The organism is Kitasatospora sp. NPDC085895 (assembly GCF_040702125.1).
In the GTDB taxonomy this organism is placed as follows: Bacteria; Actinomycetota; Actinomycetes; order Streptomycetales; family Streptomycetaceae; genus Kitasatospora; species Kitasatospora arboriphila.
Genome location: NZ_JBFBJY010000012.1, coordinates 38,614 through 61,910, shown reverse-complemented (window position 1 = coordinate 61,910; position 23,297 = coordinate 38,614). Strand labels below are relative to the sequence as shown.

Genomic DNA, 23,297 nt, shown 5'->3' with positions numbered 1-23,297 from the left:
GCGGGGTCAGGGCAGCAGCACGGCCTCGATCCCGGCGACGACCACGGCGAGCCCGCGCTCGAAGCGCCGCTCGAAGTCCTCGAACAGGCCGGTACCGGAGGCGGCGGCGAGCGGGTGCTCGGCCCCCATGGCGCGGGCCCGCTCCTCGGGGTCGTAGCCGGGGGCGCGTTCGCCCGGCAGCGGATGGACGGCCTGTTCCTCGATGACGAAGCCCACGGTGAAGGAGTAGGCGGTGAAGTAGGCCTCCACCGCGTCGTCGACGGTGAAGCCGCCGCGGACGAAGGCGCGCAGTTGCTCCTCCAGGCGGCCGGCGTGGCCGGTGTCGGTGAGGCGGGTGCCGCTGAAGACCTTGGCGCCGTCGCGGTGGCCGAGCAGGGCGCGGCGCAGGGTGCGGCAGGTGAGCAGCAGCCAGTCGCGCCAGTCGGCGTCGGGGCCGGGCGGTTCGGCGGCGGCGGTCATCCGGCGCAGCATCTCGGTGGCCATCTCGTCGAGCAGGGCCTGCTTGTTGGCGAAGTGCCAGTACAGGGCGGGTGCCTTGACGTCGAGTTCGGTGGCGATCCGGCGCAGGGTGAGGCCCTCCAGGCCGGTCTCGTCGAGCAGGCGCAGCGCGGTGTCGACCACGCGTGCGCGTTCCAGTTTGGCCGCCACGTCCTCCACCTCCGCCGCCGGGCCCGTCCGGCCCGCACTGTGCCGCATCCGCACCCCCTTGACAATTTAACACCGTTAAGTGGATCCTCGGTGCATCGCCACTTAACAGTGTTAAGGAGATCGGCATGCACACCGACGTCCTGATCGTCGGCGCCGGCCCGACCGGCCTCGTCCTCGCCTGCGACCTGGCCCGCCGGGGCGTCCGGTTCCGGCTGCTGGAGCAGGCTCCCGGCCTCTTCCCCGGCTCGCGCGGCAAGGGCCTGCAGCCCCGCACCCAGGAGGTCTTCGACGACCTCGGGGTGATCGGCGCCGTCCGCGCCTGCGGCTCGCCCTACCCGCCGATGCGGTCCTGGCAGGGCGCCGAGCCCGGCCCCGAGTGGGACCTGATGGAGCGCCGGCCCGCCGAGGACGGCGTGCCCTACCCGGAGGCGTGGATGCTCCCCCAGTGGCGCACCCAGGAGATCCTCCACGCGCGGCTGCTGGAGCTCGGCGGCTCGGTCGAGTTCGGCACCGGCGTGCTCGCCGTGCGGCAGGACGCGGACGGCGTCGAGGTGGACACCACCGCCGGCACCGCCACCGCCACCTACCTGGTGGCCGCGGACGGCGGCCGCAGCACGGTGCGCCGCGCCGTCGGCATCCCGATGGCCGGCGAGACGGTCGACCCCAAGGCGGCCCTGATCGCCGACGTCCGGATCGAGGGGCTCTCCCGCGACCACTGGCACGTCTGGCAGCACGCCCCCGGCGGGGCCGCGCTGCTCTGCCCGCTGCCCGGCGGCACCGCCCGGGACTTCCAGCTGTTCGCGCAGTACGACGAGGGCGAGCCGGACACCTCCGCCGAGGGCGTGCGGCGGACGGTCGCCGAGCGCACCCCGCTGCCGGCCTCGGCGGTCCTGGAGGTGCGCTGGGCCTCCGGCTTCCGGCCGCGCGCGGCGCTCGCCGACCGCTTCCGCAGCGGCCGGGTGTTCCTGGCCGGGGACGCGGCGCACGTGCACTCCCCGGCCGGCGGACAGGGGCTGAACACCAGCATCCAGGACGCCTACAACCTGGGCTGGAAGCTCGGCCGGGTGCTGCGCGACGGCGCCCCCGCAGACCTGCTGGACAGCTACGAGCCGGAGCGGCTGCCGGTGGCGGCCGACGTGCTGGAGATGAGCACCTCGCTGCACCGGGCCGGCACGATCGGCCCCTCCGCCAAGCGCGGCCGACACACCGAGCAGCTCGGCGTCGGCTACCGCGGCGGCCCGCTCAGCGAGGAGCGCCGCAGCGGTCTCGGCGAGGACGACCTGCAGGCCGGCGACCGGGCCCCGGACGCGGCGTGCACCGCCGCCGACGGCACCGGGCAGCGGCTGTTCGACGTGCTGCGCGGCCCGCACGCGACGCTGGTCGTCGCGGGCACGGCGCTGCCCGTCCCCGCCGGGCTGCCCGCGGACGTCCGCACGGCGCGGGTCCCCGAGGGGTGGGGTGAGGGCTACCTGCTCGTCCGGCCGGACGGCTACATCGGGCTGGCGACCGCGGACGCGGCCGACCTGGGCCCGTACCTGGCGGCGCTGGGCGCCGCCTGACCGGGCGTCAGCAGCCCCGGCCCCAGAGCTGCTCGGAGCAGCGGGCGTAGGTGGCCCGCCAGTGCGGCCAGTGCCGGGCGGTGGCGTCGTCGCAGTCCGCGAGCAGCCGGTCGATCCGGGCCTCGTCGACGCCGTCCAGCAGCCAGACCAGGGCGTCCGAGGAGGCCGGGCCGTCGGCCGCGCGCAGCAGGTCGAGGAGCTCGGGCAGGGTGCCGATCCGCGAGCCGGCGGGGAAGATCCCGGCCATCCGCGGCAACAGCTGGCGCTCCTCGATCCGCAGGTGGGTCTCCAGCCGGGCGGCGAGCTCCTCGACCGCGTAGGCGACCGGCCAGGCGCTGGCCGGGTCCCGGGTGGCGATCCGGACCAGGGTGGTGACCCGGGTGAAGGAGTGGTCGAGGTTGTGGTGGTCGGCCTCCAGCCAGTTGAGCAGCAGGCGCAGCTCCGGCGCGAAGCGGCGCAGCAGCGGCCAGAGCCGGGTGTCCTGCTGCTCGTGGTGGCAGGTGAGCATGGCGGTCATGAAGTCCCAGTGCCGCTGCAGTGCCTGGGCGGCGGCCTCGTCACCGGGCTGCAACAGGCGCAGGGCGTTGGGCAGCCGGGCGAGGTCGCGGCGCAGCGCCGCGTGCACCAGGCGCAGGCCGGCGAACGGGATGGGCTCGACGTCCGGCATCCGACGCTCCGCGTGCGGCTGGGCGGGGACCTGTGGCGAGTCGACGGGGAGCAGGTGACAGGACATGGCGCTCTCTTCGCGGCTGACTGGGGCTGGAACGGCTCCGGCACCGCGAGTGGTGCTCGGCCTGGGGCTCCAGCGTGCGGAAAGCCCATCAGAGTCGAATCAATGACCGATTGACGCGCAGGTCAGCGGGGTGATCGGGACGTTCGAACGATCCGGTCGATCGCCGCGGGCCCGGGCGCCGGGGTGCCCGGCGCCCGGGCGGGCGCACTGCGGCTGGAACGGCGCGGGCCGGCGGGCTGCACCCGCCGCCGGAATGGAGTATCCCGCTCCGCGGCGGCCGGCGGGGGCGGACTCGCCGAATTCGTGCACTCCGCCGTCGCGCCCGCCGGCCCCCGACGGTGCGTCAGTCCGCCTCCGGCCCGGCCAGGTTCTTGCTCAGCCACTGCAGGGTGTCGGGGATCATCTTCTTGAAGTCGGAGGTGAGGTGCTTGCCGCCGGGCTGCTCGTAGTACTCGACGGTCAGCGGCGGGGCCGCCTTCTTGACCCAGGCCTTGACCAGCCCGGTCTCGTACGCGTTGGAGCCGCCGGCGGTGGCGAGCATCCGCACGTCCGCCTTGCCCAGGGCGACCAGCTGGCCGGGGCTGTTGGCCAGGCGCTCCTGCTCGTGGCCGTGCCAGAGCGGCGAGTCGGGGTTGAAGTAGCCGTCGATCGGGACGGCCGCCTTGAACGTCTCCGGGTGCTGCAGGGCGAGCTTGGCGCTGCAGAACGCGCCGGTGGAAGCGCCCATCAGGCCCCAGCCGTCGCGGCCCTTCACGGTGCGGAAGTTCGCGCGGACGAAGTCCGGGATGTCCTCGGCCATCCAGGTGCCGATCTTCGGCTGGCCCGGGATGTCGGAGCACTCCAGCGCCTTGGACTCGCTGGAGTTCAGGTTCTGCACCGGCATGATCAGGATGAACGGGTGGGCCTTGCCCGCCTTGGAGAGCTCGGCGTCGATCTTCTGGATCGGCAGCTGGTTGTCCGTCCAGGTGTTGTAGCCGGCGCTCTGCCCGCCCGCGTACAGGGTGAGCACCGGGAACCCGTGCTTGGCGTACGCGGGGTCGTTGTACTGCGGCGGCAGCCAGACCCAGACCTTGCCGCTGACCCCGGACTTCGGGCCGTTCAGCGTGGTCATCATGATCGGCCCGGCCTCGGTGTCGCGGACCTTCTTCAGGTCGGCGGCCGGCCCGGTCGGCATCAGCACCTTCGAGGGCTTCGGCGGCGTGGGGCTCGCGGACGCGCTGGACGCGGCCGGCTTCGCCCCGTCCTGCGAGTTCGACGGCCCGCCGGAGCTCCCGCAGCCGGTCAGCGCGGCGGCCAGGGCGGCCGCGGCGGTGCCCGCGAGGAGGGTACGGGTACGGACGGCCCGGCGGCGGGCACGGGAGGGCTGCGGCTGCACGTTCGATCTCTCCGACGGTGGGACGCCCGGGGACGGCCGGACGGCCGCTGCCCCGGGCGGGGCCTGTCCGGGGCGCGGCGCAGCGGCCCCGAACACCCCGGAACGGCACGGTTGCCCGAAGGGCGAACGTCCGTGCCGTTCGTGATCCTATGACGCCGGCCCGCGCGGACCCGGTTGCGACAGGGCGGGCAACCGGCCGACCGGCGGGGATCCGCCCCCGCCGGTCGGCGGGGTACGGGAGGTTGCACCAGCCGCGTACCGCCCGGACGACCGGCGTGTTGGCGGCTTCGACGAGTGACACCGGGCGGTCCTCGGCGCGATCATCGACGGACGCCGGGAGTGCCGCGCGGCCCGGCCCGCCGGACGCCCCGGGCCACCGCCGGACTTCCGCCGAAACCGCCGCCGAACCGAGGGAGCACCCGCCGTGCCGCAGCAGATCGCCGTCGTGACCGGGGCGGGCAGCGGGATCGGCCGGGCGGTGGCCCTCGAACTGGCCGCCGCCGGCTGGGTGCCGGTGCTCGCCGGCCGCCGGGCCGGGCCGCTGCGCGAGTCGGCCGCACTGGCCGGCGGCGGCGCGGTCGCCGTGCCCGCCGACGTCACCGACCCCGCCTCGGTGGACGCACTGTTCGCCGAGGCCGCCGAGCGCTTCGGCCGGATCGACCTGCTGTTCAACAACGCCGGCACCTTCGGCGCACCCACCCCGGTCGAGGACCTCGCGGTGGCGGACTGGCGGGCGGTGGTGGACCTCAACCTGACCGGCGCCTTCCTCTGCGCGCAGGCCGCCTTCCGGCAGATGAAGGCGCAGCACCCGCAGGGCGGCCGGATCATCAACAACGGCTCGATCTCCGCCCACGTGCCGCGGCCGCACTCGATCGCCTACACCGCGACCAAGCACGCCGTCACCGGCCTCACCAAGTCGCTGTCGCTGGACGGTCGGCCGTACCGGATCGCCTGCGGCCAGATCGACATCGGCAACGCCGCCACCGACATGACCGCGGCGATGGCCGCCGGGGTGCGGCAGGCGGACGGGCGGATCGCCCCCGAGCCGGTCATGGACGCGGCCGACGTCGCCCGCACCGTCCGGCACATGGCGGAGCTGCCGCTGGAGGCGAACGTGCAGTTCGCCACCGTGATGGCCACCGCGATGCCGTACATCGGGCGCGGCTAGCGGCCCGGCCCTTCGGGGGCTTCCGGGGCGGCGGGGGCCATGCCGACGGAGACATGACATGAGAGCGCTCTCATCCAGCCATGGCAAGGCATTGCAAGGTCCCCTCCCCCACCCACGAGAGGCACCCATGCGGCTCGGACCACGCGTTCGGCACCTGTTCACCGCGGCCGGACTCCTCGGCCTGCTGGCCACCGGCCCGGCGGGCACGATGAACGCCGAGGCGAGCGTGTCCCCGGCCCCCTCCGGCTGGACCCAGGTGTTCGCCGACGACTTCAACGGGCCGGCCGGCTCCGGCGTCAACACCGCCGACTGGCGCTACACCACCGGCACGGCCTACCCCGGCGGCCCGGCCGGCTTCGGCACCGGCGAGATCGAGACGATGACCTCCAGCACCGCCAACGTCGCCCTCGACGGCAGCGGCAACCTGAAGATCACCCCGGTCCGGGACGGCGCGGGCAACTGGACCTCCGGCCGGATCGAGACCCACCGGTCCGACTTCCGGCCGCCGGCCGGCGGCGAGCTGCGGATCGAGTCCCGGCTGCAGATGCCGAACGTCACCGGCGCTGCGGCCAAGGGCTACTGGCCGGCCTTCTGGGCGCTCGGCGAGCCGTTCCGCGGCAACTGGTGGAACTGGCCGGGCATCGGCGAGATCGACATCATGGAGAACGTCCAGGGCCTCAACAACGTGTGGGCCACCCTGCACTGCGGCACCAGCCCGGGCGGCCCGTGCAACGAGACCACCGGCATCGGCGGCCAGCGCGCCTGCACGCCCTCCTGCCAGAGCGGCTTCCACACCTACGCGGTGGAGTGGGACCGCTCCACCAGCCCGCAGCAACTGCGCTGGTACCTGGACGGCGTGCAGTTCCACACCGTCAACTCCGACCAGGTGGACGCGACGACCTGGAACAACGCCACCGGCCACGGCTTCTTCGTCATCCTCGACGTGGCCATGGGCGGCGGGTTCCCCGGCGCCTTCGGCGGCGGACCGGACGGCGGCACCGTCTCCGGTGTGCCGATGGTGGTCGACTACGTGAGCGTCCGGCAGTCCGGCGGCGGCAGCACCCCCACCCCGACCCCGACGCCCACCCCCACCACGCCGCCCGGCAACCGGGACGCCTACGGCCCGATCCAGGCCGAGTCCTTCGACGCCCAGTCCGGCGCCGCCACCGAGACCTGCAGCGAGGGCGGTCAGGACATCGGCTGGCTCGCCAACGGCGACTGGGCCCGGTACAGGGGCGTCAACTTCGGCTCCACCCCGGCCCGCCAGTTCCTCGCCCGGGTCGCCTCCGGCGCCGGCGGCGGGGTCAGCGGCCTGGTGGAGGTCCGCCTCGACAGCCGCAGCAACGCACCGATCGGCTCCTTCGCGGTCGGCGACACCGGCGGCTGGCAGAACTGGCGCACCGTCCCCGCCAACATCTCCGCGGTGACGGGCACCCACGACGTCTACCTCACGTTCACCAGCGACCAGCCGGCCGACTTCGTCAACGTGAACTGGTTCGACTTCGGCCACTGACGCCGCAGCCCCACGGCCGCGCTCCGGCCCGCCGGTCGGAGCACCGGTCAGCTGCCGTACCGGGCGGCACGGGCCTCGGCGTACAGGCACGGCGGGAATTCGGGGTGCGTCACCCAGCCCGCGAGGGCCTCGACGACCACGGCCCACGCGCCTGCGGCCTCGACCGGCTCACCGCGGTCCACGGCCACCTTCGCCCTCGCCATGTGCTTGTCCACCACGTGGGACCAGGCGTCGAAGGCCGCCACCACCTCGGGCCCGCAGGTGCCGAGCTCCGCCCGGTTGCGTCGCTGCCGGGTGATGACGAACGCCCTGGCCGCGTCGAGCTGTTCGCCGGTCGGCGGGGTGGGGGCCGTACTCATGGGTGTCCTCGCCGTCCGTCCGGTCGGGCCGTGGTCACTCGTCGTGCGAGTGCCGGTAGCACGGTACCGGGCCGTCGGGGTCGAGCCGGTAGACGCTGGTGGTGGGCCAGTACTCGCCGGCCTCGGTGGCGGGGAGGTCGGCGCGCAGGACCATGCGGAGGGAGGGCGGGGGCGCGAACGCGTGGACGCGCTTCAGATGGCCGTCCCAGCGGCCGCCGCGGAGTTCGAGGTCCAGGATCGCGAAGGTGGTGGGGGTTGTGGTCACGCCGGCGATGCTGGCAGCCGGGCGCCGAGCGGAGCGGCGGGACGGCCCGCACTCCACTCCTTCGGGGGGTTTCGCCGCGGCAACCGTGACGGCCGCCGCACCACGGGGGTGCGGCGGCCGTCCGGGTGGGGCCGTCGGGTCGGGACGGGTGTCAGCTGCGGAAGGTGTCGTTCAGGGTGACGAGGCCGCTCGCCGGGACGGTGGCCGTCCGGTTCGCGCCGCTCTCCCAGGTGACGTTCCCGCTCGCGTCCTTGCGGATGTACTTGTACTCGAAGGCGGTGCCGGCGGCCATCGCGACGTCCAGCTTCCAGACCGGGTAGCTCGCCGGGGAGAGCAGCAGGGCGGAGCCGGTGCTCCAGTTGCCGAGGGCCGTGTTGTTGCCGACCAGGTAGATGTTCTGGCCGGTCACGGTGGTGGCGTTGACCGCGAACGAAGCCCCGGTGGTGGAGGAGGTGGGGGTGCTGGTCGGGGTGGCCGTCGGGGTGGCGGTGGCGCACGGGTCGCCGCTGCCGACCACGCCGTCCTTGACGGTCACGTTGCCGGTGCCGAGCGCGTAGTTGGCGCTGTTGTTGTTGTCCCAGGTGCCGGAGCCGTTGTTGAAGGTGGCGGTGAGGCCGGTCGCGCTGCCCAGGCTCGCGGTGTACTTGACCCAGCCGGTGCAGGCCGCGGTCATCGCGACGCCGGGGACGGTCGTCCAGGTGCCGCCGGTGGGCGCGTAGTGCAGGTAGTAGGCCGACCAGTTCTTGCCGGTGGAGTAGAAGACGGTCGCGCTGTTGCTGCCGGTGGGCGTGGCGGTCGGGGTCGGGGTGGAGGTCGGCTGGCCGCCCGCGCCGACGTAGACGGCGACGGCGTCGCCCGCGCCGACGGTGGCGGTGAACCTGCCGTCGGAGCCGACGGTGTAGCTGGTGCCGGTGCAGCCGCCGGAGACCGGGTCGCCGTGCTGGACGTCGCAGTAGGTGCCTGCGGGCAGCGAGGTCTGGAAGGTCTGGGTGATCGGGGAGGACTCGCGGTTGATCGCGACGAAGCCCTTGCTGCCGCGGCCGAACGCGACGGCGTTGTTGCCGTTGGACCACCAGTCGGTCATCGCGGTGCCGGAGACGGCGTTGCGGAAGCCGACCATGTTGGCGACCTGGCGCCAGGCGTGGGTGCAGTTCCAGCCGTCGCTGTAGCAGGCGTTGACGGTGCCGCCGTTCGGCGGGCCGTCGTCGTTGTTGGTGAAGGCGTAGCCGGAGTAGACGTTCGGCGAGCCGTACGGGTGGGCCAGCATGAAGACGTTGGCCAGCGTGTAGGCGGAGCCGTACTTGTAGTTGAGGGTGGAGCCGTTGCGCTCGGTGTCCCAGTTGTCGACGAAGGTGCGGGCCTGGTTGCTCGCGAGCAGGCCGTTGCCCCAGGTGGACAGGTCGGAGATCTTCCCGCCGCTGAAGGCGCTCTTCAGCCAGGTGCCGGAGCGGAACTCGTCGACGTCGCCCAGGCCGGTGTACTCGGACGGCTGGATCGGCTCGCCGGCGCCGTAGATGACCTCGGTCACCCAGTAGGCGTTCGGGTTGCTCATCTTCGCCTTGATCGCGGACAGGTCGGAGGCGGCGATGTGCTTGGCGGCGTCGATCCGGAAGCCGTCCACGCCGAGGGTGAGCAGGTCGCTCAGGTAGTTGGCGATGGTCTGTTGGACGTAGCCGGAGCCGGTGTCCAGGTCGGAGAGGTTGACCAGTTCGCAGTTCTGCACGTTGGAGCGGTCGCCGTAGTTGCTGATCGCCTGGCGGCAGGAGTGGAAGTCCTGGTCCTGGTAGTAGCCCGGGTAGTTGTACTTGGTGTAGACGGTGCCGCCGGTGCCCGTTCCGGAGCCGGCCGACATGTGGTTGACCACCGAGTCGGCGATGACCTTGACGCCCGCCGCGTGGCAGGTGCTCACCATGGACTGGAAGGCGGTGCGGTCGCCGAGCCGTCCGGCGATCTTGTAGCTGACCGGCTGGTACGACGTCCACCACTGGGCGCCCTGGATGTGCTCCTGGGGCGGTGAGACCTCGACGAAGCCGTAGCCCTTGGGGCCGAGCGTGTCGGTGCAGGCCTTGGCGACGGAGTCGAACTTCCACTCGAAGAGAGTGGCGGTGACGTCCTTGGTGCTGGGCGGGGTGGCCTCGGCGGTGGGGGCGATCGAAAGACCGGCACCGATCGAGAGGGCCAGGGCGGCGGACGCGGCGAGTGCGCCGATCGCGCGGCCTCTGCGGCCCGCACTGACGGTGGTGACCACGGTGTCTCCTGGGGCTGGGTGGGGGTGAGCCTGGCCGCCCGCGGCGCAGGGGGTGTGGCGGGCGGTGGCGCAGGAGTGGTGCGGAGGGTGGGGGCGCGACCGCGGTACGCCGTCTACGCGGAACCGACTGTGCGAGTTTCTGCAAGACCATTGAAACTTGCAGGAAACTTGCAACGCGCCGAACTTACGGCCGGCGTGAACGGAGCGTCAAGGGAGTGGACGGCAACGAATCGGACTCGCCGGTAACATCCCCGAACTCCCGTGATACCTCACTTGCGGCCCGCCGCGTCTAAGAGGGGGACGCCAACAACACCGACAATCGGACACACCGGGGGACGACGGCATGGAGAGAGCACTCGACTTCGAGGAGTTCGCCAACTCCCGCACGCGCAGGCTCTTCCAGGTCGCCTACCTCATGTGCGGGGACTGGCACCAGGCGCAGGACCTCGTCCAGACGACGCTCGCCAAGATGTTCGCCGTCTGGCCACGGCTGCGCCGACGGCAGGACGAACCCGGGCTCGACGCCTACGCCCGCACCGTCCTGCTGCGCACCTACCTCTCGCAACGCCGCCTCAAGCGCTCCACCGAGGTCGTGCTCGCCGAGATGCCCGACAATCCGCAGCCGGCCGGCCACGGCAGCGACCTGAAGCTCACCCTCACCGCCGCACTCGGCCAACTCCCGCCCCGCAACCGGGCGGTGGTCGTCCTGCGGTACCTGGAGGACCACAGCATCGAGGCGGTCGCCGACATGATGGGCATCTCCGCCGGCGCGGTGAAGAGCCTCAACACCCGTTCCCTGGCCCGACTGCGGGAGATCCTCGGCGAGGACCGCGAACTCCTCTTCCGGCTCTGATTCAGGCACAGATTCCTCCCCGCCCCCCTCACAGCTCCCGGAGTGCGCACCATGGACATCGAAGACGACCTCAGCAGGCTGCTCGGCGCGGACGCCGACCGGATCCACGTTCCCGTTCAGACCATCGTCGTCGAGGCCGCGGCCCGCGGCCGCAGGCTGCGCCGCCGCCGGCGGATCACCCGGGCGCTCGGCGCGGTCGCCGCCGTGGCCCTGCTCACCGGCGGGGTGGCCGCGTTCGGCCCCGAAGGCTCCGACCGCAGCCAGGCACCCGCGACGAACGCGCCCAGCGCCTCGGCCGTGTCCGTCCTCGGCCCGACCGACCCCCCGGTGAACGGCAAGGTCAACACCACCTCGGCCGGCCTGCTCGGCATCTTCGCCGCCCTGCTCCCCGACTCGGCCCGGCTCAGCGCCTACGCGGGCGGGGGCCTCGCGCTGGGCGACAGCATCCGCATGGCCCGGGTCGACGTGGACCTGGGCGACCACAAGCCGAGCACCGTCGACATCTCGCTGCTGCGCAGTCCCGTTCCCGCCAGTGGCGACTGCCCGAGCAACGAGACCTTCGGCGCCGTGCCGCGCGAGCGGTGCAGCCGCACGCCGGAGGGGTACCGGCTCGGTGTCGAGCCCCGCCAGGGCGGCGGCGTCCGGAGCCAGCGGTTCGTGCTGCAGCGGCAGGACGGCATCGCCGTCGAACTGATCCTCTACGACGGCGTCATGAGCGGCGAGGGCGCCGCCATGACGTTCACCGAGACCCGGGAGGAGCCGCCGATGACCGCGGACTTCTGGAAGCAGATCGTCCGCTCGCCGCTCTGGGACACCCGGGTCTCGGTGGAGATCGCCAGGGACGGCGCCACCCGGGCCTCCGCCATGCAGCGCTGAGCGCCGGGCCGGGCGGGGTCAGACCGCGTCCGGCCCGCGCTCGCCGGTGCGGACCCGGACGATCCCGTCCACCGGCACGCACCAGACCTTGCCGTCGCCGATCTTCCCGGTGCGGGCGGCCACGACGATGGTGTCCATCACGTCCTCGGCGTCCTCGTCCTCGACGACGACCTCGATCCGCACTTTGGGCACCAGGTCGATCCGGTACTCGGCGCCGCGGTACACCTCGGTGTGGCCGTGCTGGCGCCCGTAGCCGCTCGCCTCGGTGACCGTGAGCCCGTGCACCCCGCGCTCCTGCAGCGCGGTCTTGACCTCGTCCAGCTTGAAGGGCTTGACGACGGCGGTGATCAGCTTCATGCGGTGGCGGCCTTGTCGGACGGGTGCTGTGCCAGCACGGTGGCGTGGGCCGTCGTGCCGTGGCCCAGGACGCCGTGATCGTACGCGCTCTCGGCGTGCACGGCGAGGTCGAGACCGGTCAGTTCGTGCTCGGCCGGGGCCCGGAAGCCCATCAGCCGGTCGATCGCCTTGCCGATGCCGTAGGTGGCGCCGAAGGCGTACGCCCCGACCACCGCCACCGCCAGCAGCTGCTTGCCGATCAGGGTGAAGCCGCCGTGCAGCAGGCCGACCGGGCCGCCGGTCATCACCGCGGAGGCGAAGACGCCGATCAGCACGGTGCCGATCACGCCGGCGACCAGGTGGACGCCCACCACGTCCAGCGAGTCGTCGTAGCCGAAGCGGAACTTCCAGCTGACCGCGTAGGAGCAGACCACGCCGGCGGCGAGGCCGACGGCCAGCGCGCCGAGCAGGTCGACGCTGCCGCAGGAGGGGGTGATCGCGACCAGGCCGGCCACCGCGCCGGAGGCCGCGCCGAGCGTGGTGGCGTGCCCGTCGCGGCGCTTCTCCACCAGCAGCCAGCCCAGCAGGCCGGTGCAGCCGGCCGCCTGGGTGTTGAGCAGGACGGCGGCGGCGGTGCCGTTGGCGCCGAGCGCGGAGCCCGCGTTGAAGCCGAACCAGCCGAACCAGAGCAGGCCGGCGCCGAGGATCACCAGCGGCAGGTTGTGCGGCCGCATGGCCTCCTTGCGGAAGCCGAGGCGCGGGCCGAGCAGCAGGGCGAGGGCCAGGCCGCTGGCGCCGGAGTTGACCTCGACCACCGTGCCGCCCGCGTAGTCCAGGGCGCCGAGCTTCGACAGCACCCAGCCGTCGGGCGAGAACACCCAGTGCGCGACCGGCACGTAGACCAGCAGGGTCCAGGCCGCGGTGAAGGCCACCCACGAGCCGAACCGGGCGCGGTCGGCGATCGCGCCGCTGATCAGCGCGGCGGTGACGATCGCGAAGGTGAGCTGGAAGGTCGCGAAGAGCAGGGTCGGCACGTGGCCGGTCAGGCTCGCCGGGGTGATGCCGGCCATGCCGAGGTGGTCGAGGGTGCCGATGACGCCCCAGCCGCCGGCGTCCGGACCGAAGGCGAGCGAGTAGCCGGCCACCAGCCAGACCACGGTGACGACCGCGATCGACACGAAGCTCATCATGATCATGTTGAGCACGCTCTTGGTGCGGACCATGCCGCCGTAGAACAGCGCGAGCCCGGGGGTCATCAGCAGGACGAGCGCGGTGCTGGCGAGCAGCCAGGCGGTGTCGCCGGTGTCGAGGCCGGCCGTGGAGTCAGCGAGCAGCATGCGGAACCTTCCCGTGCGGCGCGCCTGCGGGTGGTGGGGGGCGCGCCGGTCGGGAGAGTCTGTCCGGGCCGTATTTCCCGCTGCGGACACCCGTGTTTCCGCGGTGTTTCGTGTTGCGCGGGCGTTTCCGGAGTCTCACACCGCGAGATGGCGGCGGGGACGCGCGAGGGCCCGGCGGCCGTGGCCGCCGGGCCCTCGCTACTGCCGGATCAGGCTCAGCCGGTCTGGATCGAGGTGTCGTCGATCACGAAGCTGGTCTGCAGCGAGGAGTCCTCCACGCCGTTGAACTTCAGGGTGACCGACTGGCCCGCGTAGGCCGAGAGGTCGATCGTCTTCTGGCTGTAGCCGGTCGCCTTGTTGAGGTTCGAGTACGAGGCGACGGTGGTGCCGTTGACCGTGACGGTCAGCTTGTCGTACGCGGTGGAGGTGGTGGTCTCCGCCGTGTCGATGTGCAGCCAGTAGCTGAGGGTGGCCTTGCAGCCGGGCGGGATGCTCACCGTCTGCGAGAGGCTGTCCGTGTGGCTGGAGCCGTAGCCGTCCAGCCAGGCCTTCCAGGAGCCGCTGTGCGAGGCCTGGGAGGCGGAGTTGTCGATGACACCGCTGGTGGAGGTCCAGGTGGTGCTGCCGGACTCGAAGCCGGCGTTGCCGAGCAGCTGCGCCGGGGTGCAGTTGCCCGTGGTGCCGACCGTCCAGGTGAAGCTGGTGGTGCCGGTCTTGTTGGCGGCGTCCTTGGCGGTCACCGTCACGTTGTAGGTGCCCGCGGTGGTGGCGGTGCCGGTGATCAGGCCGCCGGAGCTGATCGACAGGCCGGTCGGCAGGCCGGTGGCGCTGAAGGTCAGCGGGGCGGTGCCGCCGCTGGCCTGGATCTGCAGGTTGGCGGTGCCGTTGACGGTGGTGCTCTGGTTGCCCGGGTTGGTGACGGTGACGGTGCCGCTCGGCAGCGAGCCGACGTTGACCGCGGCCCAGGCGGTGGCGACCGCGTTGTACTCGGCGCTGCCGTTGCCGTACAGGTCGGTGGCGGCGTTCAGCGTCGCGGTGCGGGCGGCCGCGTAGTTGGTGGTCGAGGTCATGTAGACGCTCAGCGCGCGGTACCAGATCTTCGCGGCCTTGTCCCGGGTGATGCCGGTGACGGCGATGTTGTTCACCGTCGGCGAGTTGTAGCTGACGCCGTTGATGACCTTGGCGCCGCTGCCCTCGGACAGCAGGTAGAAGAAGTGGTTGGCGACGCCGGACGAGTAGTGCACGTCCAGGTTGCCGACGCCCGAGTACCAGGAGTCGGCGGAGCTGCCGTCCTTGGAGGGCTTGTCCATGTAGCGCAGCGGCGTGCCGTCGCCGTTGATGTTGATGAGCTCGCCGATGAGGTAGTCGGGGTTGTCCGCCGGGATGTTGGCGTAGAACTCGACCATGCTGCCGAAGATGTCGGAGGTGGCCTCGTTGAGGCCGCCCGACTCGCCGGAGTAGTTGAGGTTGGCGGTGTTCGAGGTGACGCCGTGGCTCATCTCGTGGCCGGCCACGTCGAGTTCGGTCAGCGGGGCGTTGTTGCCCGAGCCGTCGCCGTAGGTCATGCAGAAGCAGCCGTCGTCCCAGAACGCGTTCACGTAGTTGTTGCCGTAGTGCACCCGGCTGTAGGCGCCGACGCCGTCGCCCTTGATGCCGTTGCGGCCGTGGACGTTCTTGAAGTAGTCCCACGTGGTGGCGACGCCGTAGTGGGCGTCGACCGCGGCGGACTCGCCGTTGGAGGCGCTGCCGTTGCCCCAGGTGTCGGTGGACTTGGTGTAGAGGGTGCCGGTGCCGGAGGTGCCGTGGTTCAGGTTGGTGGTGTAGCCGTTGCCGCGGGCGGCGTCCTTCATCTGGTACGTCGAACCGGACAGCGTGGTGCCGATGGTGACGTTGCCGACGAAGACACCGGTGCCGGTGCCGGTCTTGATGCCCTCGAACTTCTGGATCACGTTGCCGGTCGAGGCGTCGGTGACGACGTGCATCCGGCTCGGGGTGCCGTCCGGCTCCATGCCGGAGACGACGGTCTCCCAGGCGAGGCGCGGGGCGCCGTCGGCGGCCCAGACGACCAGCCGCGGGGCGGTGTCCAGGGCGGAGCCCGACTCGGCGGCCAGCGCGGCGGCCTGGGCCTTCGGGGCGGCCAGCTTGGGCGTGGTGCTCACGCCGGTCAGGGAGGCCTGGGTGGCCTTGTCCACGCTCTTGGTCGCGCCGGCCGCGGTCTGGTGCACGACCAGGTCGCCGCCGAGGACGGGGAGTCCGGCGTAGGTGCGCTCGTACCGCAGGTGGCGGGAGCCGTCCGCGTCCACGATGGCGTCCTTGACGACGAGCTTCTCCTGCGCGCCGAGGCCGAGCGTCTGGGCGACGGCGGCACTGCGCTGGCCGGCGTCGGACAGCAGCTGGGCGCGGTTCAGGGACGCCTGCGGGGCCACGGCGGAGGGTGTGGTGGGAGCGGCGTTGGCCACGACCGGGATGCCGGTCACCAGCAGGGCAGTGGTGGCCGCCAGCGCGGCCATACTCACCCGGGCAGGGGTGTAGCGGGACATGCGGACTCCTTTTCCGACCGGTCGCGGGGTCACGAGCGGTGGAGAGAACCTGGGCCGCGGGGTTGCGGCGCAGCGGGGGCCCGGGCCGGTGGGTGCGCGGCTCGGGTGCGGTGCAAGTAGGGGCCGTACAGGTGTTGCGGAGGCGCTTTACATGTCGTTGGTGCGGCCGCACCGGGGGGTTGGGGTCCAGCCCGCTTGCGGCCGGAGGAATCGTGGCAGCAAACGGCCGATGAATGACAGATGCATGCCACCATATTGGCCAAGAAACGCCAACGGGTGTTAACGCCTGACGGGAAGTCGCCTCGATCACCGCGGCGGACCTCCGCCGCGACGGCGGCCCGACGGCCGGGGTGCGGATCGGCCCCTACCGGCCCGGTGGCACGGCCGGTGGGGATGCGAACCGACTGCCGCGTACCTGACATGACATGCCATCACGCCGCCCGGGGACGGTTTTCGGCCATAACGAAGGGGCTCCGCATGGCTGCGGAGCCCCTTCTCCCTACGGACGTTCCGTCAGTGCTGGACGAACACCGCCACCGTGCGGGCCGGCACCGTGAAGGTGCCGGTGGCCGGGTCGAAGGCGGACTGCTTCACCACCGCGTCGGCGCCGCCGGCCAGCACCGGGTGCAGCGCCTGACCGGTGCCCTTGAGGGCGGCCAGGGTCTGCTGCTGGGCGGTGGGCGTGGCGTTGAAGACCACGGTGATGCCCTTCTCCGCACCGGGCAGGCCGGTGCCGTCCAGGTGCATGGTGATCACACCGGGGGCCTCCGCGGCGGTGCCGGAGAGCGGGAAGGACAGCCGCTTCTGCACCTCGGCGGCGGTGCTCAGCGAGAACAGCGGCGAGGACTGCCGGATCCGCAGGAACTGCTGGTACATCGAGGTCGAGGCATTGGTCTCGTTGCAGCCGACGGCCAGCTTCGGGTCGGCGAGCAGCGACTTGGCGGTCGGCCACATCGACTTGTTGTCGGCGGCCATCGGCAGGCCGCGGCCCCAGCCGTTGCCCTGGGTGCAGTCCCAGTGGATGGCGTTGAACCAGTCGCCGGAGTCGAAGGCGTTGGCGTCCAGCGACTTGGAGCGCAGCAGGTCGCTGCCGGCCTGGGCGAAGCCGGGGCCCTGGCCGAGTGCGGTCAGCGACAGGCCGAGCGCCTGCATCCGGGCCCGGTCGGCCGGCGAGGTGCCGGTCGGCAGCTTGTAGGCGAGGGCGTCGAACAGGTCGGCGTTGTCGTGCGCGTCGAGGTACTCGACGGCCTCGCCGGGCTGGGCGGCGTAGCCGGTGGGGGCGCCGTTGTAGTCGACGGCCCTGCCGGTGACGGTCTTCCCGTTGGTGTCGGTGAAGGAGTAGCCGGCCAGGTTGCCGGTGAGGCCGACCTTGACCTGGTCCATCTGGTGCAGCAGGCGGGCCTTCTGCTCGGCCGCGGTGCCGTTGTCCGCCGAGCCGTTGGGGTCGGTGAACAGGCCGGAGGCGAAGCCCTGCTGGGGCGCCGAGGAGAGCATGAAGTTGCCGCCGCGGGCGGCGTCGCGGATCCGGTCGTTGAAGGTGGCGATGCCGGTGCCGGCCATGTTGGTCTGGGTGGCCTGGACGAAGCGGGCGTCGTTTGCCACGACGCCGAAGTTCCAGCCCTCGCCGTACAGGAAGACGTTCTTCCCGTCGACGCCGTCCTTCTGCGGGGTCAGCGCGCGCAGCGCCGACTGCACGTCCAGCATGGTCGACTTCGGGTCGATGCCCATCAGGTCGAAGCGGAAGCCGTCGACGCGGTACTGCCGCGCCCAGGTGACGACCGAGTCGACGACCAGCTTGTTCATCATGGCGTGCTCGGGCGCGGTGTCGGCGCAGCAGCTGTCCGTGGTGACCTTGCCGGTGTCGCTGAGCCGCTGGTAGTAGCCGGGGACGATCTTGTCGAGCACGGAGTGCTCGGCCTGTCCGGCGGCGGCGGTGTGGTTGTAGACCACGTCGAGGACGACCCGCAGGCCGGCGTCGTGCATGGCCTGCACCATCTGCCGGAACTGCACGGTGCGGGCGGTGCCGTCGGGGTCGGTGGCGTACGAGCCCTCGGGCACGGTGTAGTGCAGCGGGTCGTAGCCCCAGTTGTAGGCGTCGTCGGCCTGGACGGCGGCGACGCACTCCTGCTGCTTGTCGCTGTCGGCGGCGAGCGAGGCGAGGTCGCAGGCGGGCAGCTTCTGGTCGGCGCGGTTCTCGCGGATGGTGGCGATGTCGAAGGTCGGCAGCAGGTGGATCGTGGTGACGCCGGCCTTGGCGAGGTCGCGCAGGTGCTGCATGCCGGCCGAGGCGGAGTGGGTGAACGCCAGGTAGGTGCCGCGCTCGTCGGCCGGCACGGTGGTGTCGGCGCTGGAGAAGTCGCGGACGTGCAGCTCCTGGATCTGCTGCTTGGTGGCGGGGATCGCGGCCGGGCTGCGGTGGGCGTCCCAGCCCTTGGGCTTGGTGCCCGGCGCGGAGAGGTCGGCGACCAGGCTGCGGGTGGAGTCGGTGGAGAGCGCGACGGCGTACGGGTCGGTGACGGTGTTGGTCACCACCTGCTGGACGCTGGGCGCCCAGACCTTGACCTCGTACGTGTAGTACTTGCCGTCGAGGTCGTCGCGGTCGCGGGTGAGCGACCAGACGCCGGTGGCGTCGTCCCGCTTGAGCGGCACCTTCTTCGGAGTGCCGCCGGTGGCCTTGTCGTACAGGTCGACGGAGACCTCGGTGGCGGTCGGCGCCCAGAGCGAGAGGGTGACCTTGCGGTTGTCGTCGCCGAACCAGCCGCTCTCCTTGCGGCCGCTGTAGACCGGGCCGAGCTGGGCCTTGGCGGCCTTGGCGCCGTACAGGTCGTCGAGGGCGCCGGGGATCTGCACGCCGGTGGCGGCCAGCGCGGCGCCGTTCGGCAGGTGTTCGCTGAAGATCAGCTGGCTGCGCAGGGCGTCGGTGATCCGGCCGGTGTCGCGGCTGTCGACGGTGAAGGCGCGGTAGCCGGCGAGGTGCGGGAACGCGGCCTTCTGGGCGTCGGTGAGGGTGCCCGGGTTGAGCCGGATCCAGCGGCCGGGCTTGCTGAGCACACCCTTGTCGACGGTGATGCCGCCGGCCGGGTCGAAGATCAGCTGGGCGCTGGTGCCGCCCTTCAGCGCGGCGTCGCCGGCGCCGTAGTTGGCGGGCACCACGACGGTCTTCGCGTCGATCCACTGGGCGCGCGCGGAGGTGAGGTCGAGCTGCGAGGAGGTGCCGGCGGCCTGCGGCAGCAGGTAGCCCTCCTGGCCGCCGACGATCCAGATCTCGCGGCCGCTGGTGGCGAAGTTCAGCGACTGGTCCTGCGGCAGGTCCTTGTCGTTGCCGTTGTGGAGGATGTAGCTGAGGCTGGTCGCGCCCTCGGCGAGCGGCACCTCGAAGACCGCCCCGTACGCGTCCTTGCGGGCCGGCATCAGCGGGCTGCCCCAGTCGGTGGGGTTGGCGGCGCCCGTCCAGTCGTGCAGGCCCCAGCCGTCGTAGTTGCCGTCGGCCCGGTGGTAGTGGATGACCGCGGTGTTCTCCTTCACCGGCACGGCCGGGTCGGGGTCGGCGGTTCGGACGGCCGGGTCGCCCTCCTTGATCCACACCTCGCCGGTGGTGCCGAGGTCGATGTGGCGGTCGGCGTCGACGTCCTTGGTGCCGTTGTTCTCGACGACGAAGCCGACGTCGGAGGCGCCGGACTTCAGCTTGACGTAGGCGAAGGCGCCGTAGGCGTCACGGCCGACGAAGCCGTGCCCGTCGGGCCAGGTGGTGGACTCGCCGTCGGCGAGGTCGCCCCAGGCGTAGAGGTTCCAGCCGTCGTAGTCGCCGTTCTTCCGCTGGTAGTGCACGACCGCGTACGGGCGGGAGGTGGAGCTCGGGGCCTGCTGCGGCACCGGGGCGCCGGTGGTGAACGAGCCGGTGGTGGAGGCGAGCCTGCCGGCCGAGTCCTGGACGACGGCCTTGTAGCGGACGACGGTGCCGGGGGCGGCGGCCGAGACGTCCTGGGTGACCTTGAAGGCGCCGTTGTCGGCGGTGCCGAGGACCTGCCACGGGCCGGTGCCGACCTGCGCGGCGAAGGTGACCCGGTTGAAGCCGCTGCCGGGCACCTGGGCGCCGACGGTGACGGTGCCGGTGGAGCCGTCGGTGGGCGCCTGCAGGGTGATCTGGGGGCCGGCCGCGGGCTTGGCGAGCTTACCGGCCGCCTTGTAGACCACCGAGGACATCGGCGGCACGGTGACGGTGAGCTTGCGGTCGGCGCCGGTGGTGCTCTTGGCGCCGACGGCCGGGTAGACCGGGCGGAAGTCCATGCCGGCCGAGTAGGTGTCCACGGCGACGGTCTTCGGCTCGGCCGCGTTGTTCACCGCGACCAGGTACTCGACCTGCTGCTTGGCGTCGATCCGGGAGAAGGCGTACACGCCGGCCCCGTCGGCGGCGTACCGCTCGATCTGGGCGCCGTCGGCGAGCGCCGGGTGGGCCTCGCGCAGCGAGGCGAGGTCGGAGATGCCCTCGTAGAGCGCGCCGTGCTTGCCGTACCGGTCCGCGGAGCCCTTGCTGCCGCCGATCACGTTGTCGGCGTTGTACGAGGGGGTCTTGGAGGCGAACATGTCCTGCCGGGCGTCCTTGTCGCCGCCCGCGCCGGTGAACCCCTGCTCGTCGCCGTAGTAGACGACCGGCTGGCCGCGCGTGAGGAACTGCAGCTCGTTGGCGAGCAGGTCCTTCTTCAGCAGCAGGTCCTGGCTCGCGCCCGGGTTGTCGCTCTGCAGGAAGCTGCCGAACCGGCCCATGTCGTGGTTGCCGAGGAAGGTCGGCAGCTCGTACGCGTCGGTGGCGCCGGTGGTGTAGCGGTAGTCCTGCGCGTACAGCTCGGCGAGGGACTTGGCGGAGCCGTTCTGCGAGACGAAGCGGCGGGCCGCGTCCTGGAAGGCGAAGTCCAGGGTGGCCTGCAGCTTGCCCTTGGTGACGTACGGCGCGGTGACGGACGGGTCGGCGGAGTAGACCTCGCCGAACATGAAGAAGTCCTTGTTGCCGCGCTGGGCGGCGAACTGCTTGAGCGCGGGTGCCCAGTTCTGCCAGAACGCCATGTTGACGTGCTTGACGGTGTCGATCCGGAAGCCGTCGACGCCGGCGTCGGCGACCCAGGTCTGGTAGATCTTCTTGAAGCCCTCGACGACCTCGGGGTTCTGGGTGTCCAGGTCGTCCAGGCCGGAGAAGTCGCCCTCGGTGGCGGACTCGCCGACGAAGGTCGAGTTGCCGCGGTTGTGGTAGAGCGAGGGGTCGTTCAGCCAGGACGGCACCTTGGCGTTCGCGTCGGCCGGGGTGCGCAGCACCGGGCTGTAGGGGAACGAGTCCTTGGTGATCTTCGGCCAGGCGGTGCCGGCGTCGGCGACGGCGGTCTCGTCGACCGGGTTGCCGTCCGCGTCCAGGGTCGGGTAGGCGCCGGCGGAGCGGTAGTCGTAGCTGTGCTCGGCGAAGTCGACGACGTCGGCGGTGTGGTTGGTGATGACGTCGAAGAAGACCTTGATGCCCTTGTCGTGCGCCTTGCGGATCAGCTCCTTGAGCTGGTCGTTGGTGCCGAAGTGCGGGTCGACCTGGGTGAAGTCGGTGATCCAGTAGCCGTGGTAGCCGGCCGAGGCGTCGGCGCCGGCGCCCTGGACGGGCTTGTTCTTGAAGATCGGCGCCATCCAGATGGCGGTGGTGCCGAGGTCCTCGATGTAGTCGAGCTTGTCGATCAGGCCCTGCAGGTCGCCGCCGTGGTAGAAGCCCTTGTCGGCGGGGTCGAAGCCGTTGTCGAGGCGGCCGCCGGTGATGCCCCCGGTGTCGTTCGCGGTGTTTCCGTTGGCGAAGCGGTCGGGAAGGACGAAGTAGAACTGCTCCCGCGTGAGGTCGTGCCGGGCCGCGGTGGCGGCGAGCGCGGCGTCGGAGGGCGGGGCGGGCGGGGCCGCGGCGGCGGCCAGCGGAGCCGAACCGAGGGTGGCGGAGATCAGGGACGCGGCCAGCAGGACGGCTGCTCGGCGGGGTCTGCGGTACGGGGTGGTGCTCCGAGAACGGCGGGGCTGAGCATCGGCCACGGCGGGCTCCCTTGGGGCGGCTCGTTCGTCATTGAGTTGAGGTGGCGTGGACGCTAGCGCGCTGCAAGATGTTTCAGCAAGATGCTGAAAATGTTGCAACCAACCTCTTGACCGAACCGTTGCGAAGGCCGCAGAGTCGTACGTGTGCCCGGGTAGTACCGCCGGATGCCGGGCGCGTTTCACGGGGATTGCCGCCCGCCGGGTCCGGACGACCCGGTCCGGTGCCTGACAGCACCCGGCGGGCTCCCCCGTGAACCCCACCGCCCCGGGGCCCCGGGGCTCCCCGACCCCGGGTCGACCCCCCTGATGCGCACACGCAACAATGGATTGCATGCGTCCCCCCAGGCCCACTCCCCCTCCATCCGCAGGGGGACAGCCGGTGAAGAATCCCCGACCGGAGGATGAGCGGACGGCCACGGGACGTCTGGCAGACTTCTCGTCCATGGGGGAACCGACCGAGATCCACGCAGCCGACGCCGACCGCGCCGGTGCGGCGCCCACCGGCGGTTCCGTCCCGGGCGAGGGCGTTCATCCCAGGACCTCGCTGCCGGACGGAGCCACCAGCGCCGCCCGTACGCGCTCCGCCGCGCTCCGCGCCCGGGTCCGCACCCAGCGCCGCTCCCCCGTCCGGCCCCGGCTCTGGTTCGAGCTGGCGCTGATCGGCATCAGCTACTGGCTGTACTCGCTGGTGCGCAACGCCGTCCCCGAGCAGGCCGCGATCGCCCAGAAGCACGCGGACTGGGTGTGGCGCTTCGAGCGCACCCTCGGCGTGGGCATAGAGCGGGCGGTCAACCACACCGTCGACCGGGCCGAGTGGTTGATCGTCGGTATGAACTACTACTACGCGACCCTGCACTTCGTCGTCACGATCGGGGTGCTGGTCTGGCTGTACCGCAGGCATCCCGGCCGCTACGCGGCCACCCGGACGGTCCTCTTCGTCACCACAGGCATCGCGCTGGTCGGCTTCTACTGCTTCCCCCTGGCACCGCCCCGCCTGATGACCGGCGGCAACTTCATCGACACCGTCGCCGCCCACCACACCTGGGGGTCGATGGCCTCCGGCCCGGCGGCGCACGTCTCCAACCAGTACGCGGCGATGCCCTCGATGCACATCGGCTGGTCGCTCTGGTGCGGTCTGACGATCTTCTTCCTGGCCCGCCGCACCTGGGTGCGGGCGCTCGGCCTGACCTATCCGGCGGCCACCCTGGTCGTGATCGTCTCGACCGCCAACCACTTCTGGATGGACGCCGTCGGCGGCGTGCTCTGCCTCGCGGTCGGCTTCCTGGCCGCCCGGCTGCTCTACCACGTCTGGGCGTACCAGCTGCCCAGGGTCCCGGGCGGGCCGCGCCCGCAGCCGGTCACCGTGCCGGTGCACTGGACGACCCCGGTCGGCGCCGGCCGCAACTGACCGCCCCCGGCCGCGCTCCCCCTGCCCCGGC

At 72.0% G+C, this 23,297-nt stretch carries 16 protein-coding genes; 6 read left to right on the top strand and 10 right to left on the bottom strand.

What is annotated here, in order from left to right:
* Nucleotides 1–6 precede the first annotated feature (6 nt).
* A complete protein-coding gene (locus AB0442_RS10490; RefSeq protein ID WP_363546682.1) occupies nucleotides 7–696 on the bottom strand; it encodes a TetR/AcrR family transcriptional regulator C-terminal domain-containing protein in 690 nt (229 codons plus the stop codon).
* A gap of 77 nt (nucleotides 697–773) precedes the next feature.
* Between AB0442_RS10490 and AB0442_RS10485 the strand changes: the two genes are divergently transcribed.
* Nucleotides 774–2,207 carry an FAD-dependent monooxygenase gene (locus AB0442_RS10485; RefSeq protein ID WP_366162042.1) on the top strand — a complete coding sequence of 478 codons (1,434 nt, stop codon included), beginning with the start codon at nucleotides 774–776 and terminating at the stop codon, nucleotides 2,205–2,207.
* A 7-nt stretch (nucleotides 2,208–2,214) separates the two neighbouring features.
* On the opposite strand, the gene AB0442_RS10480 is transcribed toward AB0442_RS10485, so the two are convergent.
* Together AB0442_RS10480 and AB0442_RS10475 are read right to left on the bottom strand one after the other, a co-directional pair.
* Nucleotides 2,215–2,940, bottom strand: a complete 726-nt coding sequence (locus AB0442_RS10480; RefSeq protein ID WP_366162040.1) for a hemerythrin domain-containing protein — start codon at nucleotides 2,938–2,940, stop codon at nucleotides 2,215–2,217.
* A gap of 343 nt (nucleotides 2,941–3,283) precedes the next feature.
* Complete coding sequence (locus tag AB0442_RS10475) at nucleotides 3,284–4,315, bottom strand: alpha/beta hydrolase-fold protein (RefSeq protein ID WP_366162038.1); 1,032 nt, start codon at nucleotides 4,313–4,315, stop codon at nucleotides 3,284–3,286.
* A gap of 424 nt (nucleotides 4,316–4,739) precedes the next feature.
* Between AB0442_RS10475 and AB0442_RS10470 the strand changes: the two genes are divergently transcribed.
* Nucleotides 4,740–5,483 carry an SDR family oxidoreductase gene (locus AB0442_RS10470; RefSeq protein ID WP_366162037.1) on the top strand — a complete coding sequence of 248 codons (744 nt, stop codon included), beginning with the start codon at nucleotides 4,740–4,742 and terminating at the stop codon, nucleotides 5,481–5,483.
* 127 nt (nucleotides 5,484–5,610) lie between these two features.
* Nucleotides 5,611–6,996 (top strand): carbohydrate-binding protein, encoded by a 1,386-nt coding sequence (locus AB0442_RS10465; protein WP_366162035.1) that lies wholly within the window; start codon nucleotides 5,611–5,613, stop codon nucleotides 6,994–6,996.
* A 47-nt stretch (nucleotides 6,997–7,043) separates the two neighbouring features.
* On the opposite strand, the gene AB0442_RS10460 is transcribed toward AB0442_RS10465, so the two are convergent.
* From AB0442_RS10460 to AB0442_RS10450, 3 genes are all read right to left on the bottom strand, one after another.
* Nucleotides 7,044–7,355, bottom strand: coding sequence for a hypothetical protein (locus tag AB0442_RS10460; RefSeq protein ID WP_366162034.1), 312 nt, complete (start codon nucleotides 7,353–7,355; stop codon nucleotides 7,044–7,046).
* 34 nt (nucleotides 7,356–7,389) lie between these two features.
* Complete coding sequence (locus tag AB0442_RS10455; protein ID WP_344626219.1) at nucleotides 7,390–7,620, bottom strand: hypothetical protein; 231 nt, start codon at nucleotides 7,618–7,620, stop codon at nucleotides 7,390–7,392.
* 151 nt (nucleotides 7,621–7,771) lie between these two features.
* Nucleotides 7,772–9,790, bottom strand: a complete 2,019-nt coding sequence (locus AB0442_RS10450; RefSeq protein ID WP_366162127.1) for a carbohydrate-binding module family 20 domain-containing protein — start codon at nucleotides 9,788–9,790, stop codon at nucleotides 7,772–7,774.
* Nucleotides 9,791–10,211: 421 nt separating this feature from the next.
* On the opposite strand from AB0442_RS10450, the gene AB0442_RS10445 reads away from it, so the two are divergent.
* On the top strand, nucleotides 10,212–10,721 hold the full coding sequence (locus AB0442_RS10445; protein ID WP_366162032.1) for a SigE family RNA polymerase sigma factor: 510 nt from the start codon (nucleotides 10,212–10,214) through the stop codon (nucleotides 10,719–10,721).
* 51 nt (nucleotides 10,722–10,772) lie between these two features.
* Entirely contained in the window at nucleotides 10,773–11,597 is an 825-nt protein-coding gene (locus AB0442_RS10440; RefSeq protein ID WP_366162030.1) for a hypothetical protein, read from the top strand.
* Nucleotides 11,598–11,615: 18 nt separating this feature from the next.
* On the opposite strand, the gene AB0442_RS10435 is transcribed toward AB0442_RS10440, so the two are convergent.
* The 4 genes from AB0442_RS10435 to pulA form a co-directional block, all read right to left on the bottom strand.
* On the bottom strand, nucleotides 11,616–11,954 hold the full coding sequence (locus tag AB0442_RS10435) for a P-II family nitrogen regulator (RefSeq protein ID WP_366162029.1): 339 nt from the start codon (nucleotides 11,952–11,954) through the stop codon (nucleotides 11,616–11,618).
* Nucleotides 11,951–13,270 (bottom strand): ammonium transporter, encoded by a 1,320-nt coding sequence (locus AB0442_RS10430; RefSeq protein ID WP_366162027.1) that lies wholly within the window; start codon nucleotides 13,268–13,270, stop codon nucleotides 11,951–11,953. The genes AB0442_RS10435 and AB0442_RS10430 overlap by 4 nt, the downstream gene beginning before the upstream one ends.
* A gap of 215 nt (nucleotides 13,271–13,485) precedes the next feature.
* Nucleotides 13,486–15,810 (bottom strand): M4 family metallopeptidase, encoded by a 2,325-nt coding sequence (locus AB0442_RS10425; protein ID WP_366162026.1) that lies wholly within the window; start codon nucleotides 15,808–15,810, stop codon nucleotides 13,486–13,488.
* 513 nt (nucleotides 15,811–16,323) lie between these two features.
* Nucleotides 16,324–21,858 (bottom strand): pullulanase-type alpha-1,6-glucosidase, encoded by a 5,535-nt coding sequence (gene pulA / locus AB0442_RS10420; RefSeq protein WP_366162025.1) that lies wholly within the window; start codon nucleotides 21,856–21,858, stop codon nucleotides 16,324–16,326.
* 442 nt (nucleotides 21,859–22,300) lie between these two features.
* On the opposite strand from pulA, the gene AB0442_RS10415 reads away from it, so the two are divergent.
* A complete protein-coding gene (locus tag AB0442_RS10415; protein ID WP_366162023.1) occupies nucleotides 22,301–23,266 on the top strand; it encodes a phosphatase PAP2 family protein in 966 nt (321 codons plus the stop codon).
* Nucleotides 23,267–23,297 lie beyond the last annotated feature (31 nt).